We start from the raw sequence: 6,841 nt of genomic DNA, 5'->3' as shown, positions 1-6,841 counted from the left end.
TTTATATACTATTTTAGATATGCCTTTATATTTTGAAAAAAATATAATTAAAAGATTATTGTGGCAAGGATGTTCTAAAGAAAATGTTGAACAAAAAATCACGGATATTGGTGGTGTTTTAAATTTTGGTGGTAATGCTAATTTATTTTTTAAAAATGGAATTCACAATTTTGCAACACCTTTAATTTGTAGATTAACTTCTGAAGAGATGGTTTCTAAGGAGTTTTTTTCTAAAGAGCTAGAAGATCTATTAAAACTTGGATTTTATAAAACTTTAGAGTTTAAATATAATAAAGCTTTAGCTTTAACAGGTGAGGATAAAAAAGATATTTTTATAAAAACCATTCTTTATTCAAACTCTGATAGACTTATAACTAGACTTTTTAGAAAATATTATACATATGAATTTTCTGAAAATGAAAATCAAATAGATACACTAGTTCTTTGGTTAAGTGAATTAGTTTGTAGAAATATAGCTTCTATTTTTTCTCAAAAAGGTTATATTATTTCACAAAATACTTTAGATATATGTAATAACTATCCTGATCTGTTTTTAAATCTTGAAGATATCACTTTTGAAAACCATAAAGATTTCTTTAGAAGAGAAAGAGAGTTATTTAATCAAGATTATTTAAATAGAACACAACAGGAGGTGAAAAAATAGATATGAATTTAAAAGAGTTTGTTCCTGAATTAATTTTTATTAGAAATGGTAATGCACCTAGTTCAAAAACTTTTACATTAAAACTTAATGATTACTCTGTAATAACTAATTTAATTTTAGAAAGTCAAAACAATATTTTCCCTTCATCTTTAAATATTCAATTTAAAGATTTTTTAGAAAACACTATTAATCTACATGCTAGAGAGGTTAGCGTTGAAGGAAATATTCAAAAGTGGGAACTTGATCCCGTATTAACAAAGGAGATTAAAGTCTTAATAGAAGACAATGAAACTTCTATAATAAATGTAACTCCTATTATTGTAAATGGTAGAAAATACTATAAAAATGAAGACGTTGATACTAGAATCAAATTAAATGAAGTTGAAGTTACTTCTGAAAATCAAAATAAAGAGTTTTATTTCAAACTTCAAGAATCTAGAATTATAGATAGAGTTGAATTTATTCCTAGTGGAGAGTTTGAATTATTTTATTCATCTGGTGATAACCAAGATTTCACAAAAATAACTGCAGAGTTTGATGAAAACAGTGGAACTTATAAATTTTTACCTGTAATGATGAAAAAGTTATATATTAAAAGTAATAATCCCTTAACAATAAATTTTCTAGAAAATACAAATATATTTATTTTTAACTACATCTCTTATGAGATAGACTCTCTTTTTGTAGACAATACTTTTTCTAGTTTAAAAGATGAGGTTACTTACAATACAATTAAAGATATTAGTAACAAAATCCATACTACTGAAGAGTATATTTTAAAATTAAATCTAGCAAAAAAACTATTAACTGGAAAAGAGGATGGAAAAACTATGATATATAGAAATGATAAGTTTGAAATGTGGAAAGAGTTCTCTTTGAGTGAAAATCTATCTCATGGTTATATAGAAGTAGAGTATGCTGATAACTATGGAAATATTTTTACAAAAGTTCCTCTATCTATTGATGGAAATAAAGTTACATTTAAACCATTTTTTGCAAAAGATATAACTTTTAAAATATATGGATCAAGCCAAGAAAACATTACTATTACAGGAGCACCATTTAATGAAAATTTCTATTCTGAAATTGATGAGGACACTAGAATAGATAAATCTACAATTACAGCTACATCTGGTTGTGGTCATTATGCACACCTAGTTGCTCAAAGAGCAGTTGATGGAGATGAGACAACTCAGTTTCATAGTAATCCGTTTACATCTATAGGATATGGGGATGTATATTTTTCTTTTAGCCAAGAAAAAGTTATTGATAGAGTTCATGTTTTAACAAGACCAAACTCTCTAGGAAGAATTCAAAACTATACATTACTTTATAAAGAGAGCTCAGAAGATGAATGGATGGAAGTAGCTCAATGTTTAATGGACGGAAAAGCTGGTAACTGGAGAAACGTTCACTTTAAACCTGTGTTAGCTAAAGAACTTTGTGTTAGAGTTACAAAAGGAAATGATGATCATGTTTTAATTTATGAAACTGAGTTTTTCAAATATAATCGTCTTTATGATATTTTAATGGAATGTTTTACAGATGAAACTAAAACTGCTTTAGTTGATAAAGTAGATTTAGATTATTTAAAATATCTGAGAACACTTTTAGCTGAAACAGAAGAATACCATAACATTTATAATGAGATTGAAAATCTTTACTTAGAAAGTATTGAACCAAATGTATTTAAAACTACTAATTTAAAAGAATACTCTGTTATTACTGGGTTGAATTTTATTGCTTTAGAGAATATTTTAAGAGCTGATATCAGATATTTTGATAAAAATGACAAAGAGTTTAAAGTAAAAAATGTTGAAATCATTCATTTAGAAAATAATCAAAAAACTATCACTTTTACAGAAACTTATACAGATAATTTTGAACTTTTAATATATGGAACTTATGAAGTTTACGGTGTAGAAGCCATTATAGAAAATATTGAAAATTATTCTTTTAATACTGATGAGGATACAACATATTCTAGTGATAATATAACAATTGATTACTACGCTATAGATAATGTAATATACAATATTGTTAAGCTGTCTGAAAAAAAATTAATATCAAAATTTACAACGACTTTTGAAGACAGATTTTCAATTTATTGTGAAAATCCTTTAACTAGAGAAAGATATATTTACAGTGAAAATAATCAGTTTAATTCTAAAGTTGAACCTATGTTTATTTCAGAGCTTTTTATTAAAACTGCAAATCGTAGAATAAGAAAAGATGAACTTTCTATATATATCCATAATTTTTTAGAAGATGATTTAAATGAACTTTTTACTGATAATACTTTTACTTCTTTAAAAGAGAGTGTAACTTTTGAAAAGATATTAAAATTAGAGGAAAGAGTTTTAATAACTCAAGAGTATATGGATAAAATTCAATTGGCCAAAGATCTTTTTAGAGAGAGAGTTTTTTATGAAGATATCAGCTACAATAACAATGATTTAAGAGTTCTTAATCATATTAAAATTAAGCTAAAAAACAGTATTAATACTTTATATGGAGTTGAAATACTTTATAAAGATAGCTTAGGAAATAATAGAGTTTTAAAAACTGTGAACTATACGTTAAAAGAGAATGAAATAGATGTAAGTTTCTCTCCTATATATACTCAAGATTTTAAAGCTAGAATTTTTCTAGAAGAGATTGAAAAATGGAAACCTCACTATATTGAAATTATTCAATGTACTCAAAGTGATTATTATATAACAAATGATATTTTTACTGAAGTTCCTCAAAATACAATAAAAGGAATATCTAGATGTGGCTCACATAAACCTATTGAAAATGCTCTTGATGGAAATTTAGAAACTAATTTCTATGGAACTAGTATTGGAGACGTGGAGTTTATATTTGAAACACCTAAAGTTATTGATCAGTTTAGATATATTTGTAAATCTGCAAATGGTAATATTAAAAGTGGAGAGATTTACTATAAAGAAACTAGTAATGATACTTGGAGATTTGCTACAACTTTCTCTATTAATAACTCAGCTAATAGCAATATAAAAATTTTGGAAATTCCTCCTGTTTTAGCTAAAGAGATTATGATAAGAACTTTAGAATCAAGCAGTAATTCAGTTTCTCTTTATGAAGTTAATTTTAAAATTTATAATCCTATTCATTCAAGAATAAAAGATATATTCAATGATGATTTTACAAAAATAAAACCTGGAATTGGAATAAAAGATATTGAAGATATTGAGAAATATGTAACTGAAGATAGAGAACTAATTGTAGCTTTAGAGCTAGCAAAAGTTTTTATAAATAATAATGGAAATAATCCTTTTGATATTTTCTCAATTAAATCTTTAGAAAAAAATAACAGTTATTACTTTAATAAAATAAATGCAAATAGTACTGGAAATCTTTATATGACTCCACACTATTTAAAACCAAACCAAGATTATATATTTGTATTTAATAGAGCTATCAATGGAACTCTAACTAGCTTCTTAGGAAAACCAAACCCTAATTGTAACTTTAATTTTAAACAAGGAATAAATATTATAAATCCTGGTGAGCAACAAGGACAACTATTTTTACAAGGGTCTAGAGAGACTGAAATTAAAATGTATACATTAAGTGATTTAGATAATGGATTAGTTTATCGTTATGGTTATGATTCTTTTAAAGAGTTCTATCAAAAATCTAAAATAGAAAGTGTTATGCCTGAAAATCATAGTTGTAATCTAGCTTATATTGAAGGAGTTAATACGATAGCTGCCTTTGATATAGATTGGTTAAAAAACAATATTAAACCTGAAGACTTCATAGAAGTTTTAAGAACTCGAGACGAATATGTCGATTTCTTATATAACTTAGTTGGAGCTAACAAAGCTTTTGATGAGCCAATCCCATATAAGAGAATTATGTGGACTGGTTTAAGTTCTAATAATCCTCATGCTGGAGTAGGTACTGGAAATGGTTATACAGCTTATAGTGGAAATCCACTGGCATTTAATCATTTAACAAAAGAAAGATATGCACACCACTGGGTTGTTGGACACGAAGTTGGACATGAGCTTGATAATAATGGATATTTAATGGGACTATTTGGAGAGGTATTTAATAACTGGTTTGCTGAATCAGGATTATTAGAATATAAGCACGGTGGCGGATGGTCAAATGACAATATTATTACAAATGAAGCTATTTCAATTTATGATGCTGACTATTGGGGAAAACTTGCTTTCTGGTTTAAAATGAGATATTTTTATAACGACAGAGAGTTTATTATAAAAATGAATGAATATATGCAAGCAAATCCTACAACTTCAAATGAAGATGCAGCTTCTAAGCTAGCTATGTTTACTTCAGATATATTAAATAGAGACACTAGTGATTATTTCTTACGTCATAGTTTCCCAATCTCTCAAGAAGCTATTGATATTTGTAAAACATATCCACCTTTTGCTATTCCTATTTGGCAGATAAATTGGGATAATAAAGAGGAGTTTATAAGAGAAGAAAATAGATTATTCTTAGAAAAACTTAAATAAAAAACTTTATTAAAAGAGCTACAAAGACAAATTTGTAGCTCTTTTTTTTAATCTATTTTTTATTTGACTCTACCTTTATATCCCAATATTCTAAAATCTCATGTAATGATTTTCCTTTTGTTTCAGGTATAGTAAAAATTAAAAGAAAAAATATAAATCCAAAAATTGAATATAAGAAAAATACTGATGAATCTCTAAATATTCTATTTAAATATATATTATTTGCTATTATAGGAAGTGTCCATGAAACTAAAAAATCACTTCCCCAATTTACTAACCCTGCAAAACTCACAGTTGATGCTCTTAAAGAGGTCGGAGCTAATTCTCCTATATATAAAAATCTTATTGCTCCTGCTGAAAAATTGTACGAAAATATAAACAAATAAACTAAATAAATTAAAACTATTGAATACATATCCATATATATATGAACTCCTATTATCAATAAAGATAAAGCCATTAGAAGTGTTCCTATTGAAAGTAGCTTTTTTCTTCCAAATTTATCTACTGTTAACATAGAGACTAAAGATCCAATTGTAAAAAACACTCCATTTATTATACTGTGATAAAATGCTGAATTTGGCCCTTCTGGAACTATTCGTCTGAAAATACTTGGAGCATAATAAATTAGGGGATTTATTCCACATAGCTCTGTCAATGCTGCCATAAAAAATGCGATAAACATCAACTTTTTTAATTTACCATTCTCTTTCATTTGATTTTCTATATTTTTACTCTCATCTTTATTTCTACTATATTTATTTTGTTTCTCTATAAATTTTTCTATATCAACATCTGGCCAAATTTCAGTCATAATTTTTTTAGCTTCGTCATCTCTTTTTTTCATTAAAAGCCAAACTGGGCTATTTACCATAAAAAATAACGATATCAAATATAAACCGACAACTAAAATCTCTGTTCCATAAATTGTTTTCCACAAAATAGAATCATCTTGAACTAGACTAACATTCTTTACAATTAAAAAAGTTACAACATAACCCATGATTATTCCTAATCCCGTTGTCAGTTGAAATATAGTTCCTAATCCTCCTCTAATATTAGGTGGTGAAACTTCTGGGACATATGAACGCTCTGAAGATGATAAAAGTCCCATTCCTGCTCCAGATAAACATCTAAACAAAATTAATAATTCAAATTTATCTCCTAAAAAATATACTCCCAATGATCCAATTAGCATAATTGTACACCCGATTATAATTGACTTTTTTCTTCCTAAATCGTCATTTATTTTTCTACTAAAAATAGTTCCAAGAATAGCTCCCAAGATAAAAATTGATAAGGCAAACCCTTCCCAAGAGGAATCTAAATTAAAGTGTTTCGTCACATATTCTATTGTTCCACCAGATATTCCCATATCATATCCTAATAAAAATCCTGACCAACTTGCTATTGATGCAGAAATTATAGCTTTTTTATATATCATAGTAAATTCCTCCTTGAGGTTTTTAGAGCTTTATTTTTTAATTCTCTTTTATTTGTGGGTTTCCTTTTTACTTAACAGTCTAATTTTTTCTAACATTTTAATTTATTTGTATTTTTTTATTGACACAATTAAAATTATATGATACACTTATTTAGTAAAGATAACGCGGGATAGAGCAGTTGGCAGCTCGTCGGGCTCATAACCCGAAGGTCGTTGGTT

Annotated in this window: 3 protein-coding genes; 2 read left to right on the top strand and 1 reads right to left on the bottom strand. The window is 26.7% G+C overall.

Features of this window, described 5'->3' with window-relative positions; genetic code table 11:
- Together Q0V08_RS09785 and Q0V08_RS09780 are read left to right on the top strand one after the other, a co-directional pair.
- Window positions 1–664 (top strand): hypothetical protein (locus tag Q0V08_RS09785; RefSeq protein WP_297434332.1); only part of this gene is annotated, 664 nt, incomplete at its 5' end.
- Window positions 665–666: 2 nt separating this feature from the next.
- Window positions 667–5,178, top strand: a complete 4,512-nt coding sequence (locus Q0V08_RS09780) for a discoidin domain-containing protein (protein ID WP_297434329.1) — start codon at window positions 667–669, stop codon at window positions 5,176–5,178.
- 52 nt (window positions 5,179–5,230) lie between these two features.
- Here the strand turns inward: Q0V08_RS09780 and Q0V08_RS09775 are convergent, their stop codons facing one another.
- The gene (locus Q0V08_RS09775) at window positions 5,231–6,622 is read right to left on the bottom strand and encodes a sugar porter family MFS transporter (protein ID WP_297434327.1); all 1,392 of its coding nucleotides are present in this window, start codon (window positions 6,620–6,622) and stop codon (window positions 5,231–5,233) included.
- Window positions 6,623–6,841: the final 219 nt, after the last annotated feature.

The sequence above is a fragment of the uncultured Cetobacterium sp. genome, from assembly GCF_947038635.1.
GTDB lineage: Bacteria > Fusobacteriota > Fusobacteriia > Fusobacteriales > Fusobacteriaceae > Cetobacterium_A.
Note: the sequence above shows the minus strand (reverse complement) of the source record. Positions and strands in the feature narration are given on the sequence as shown.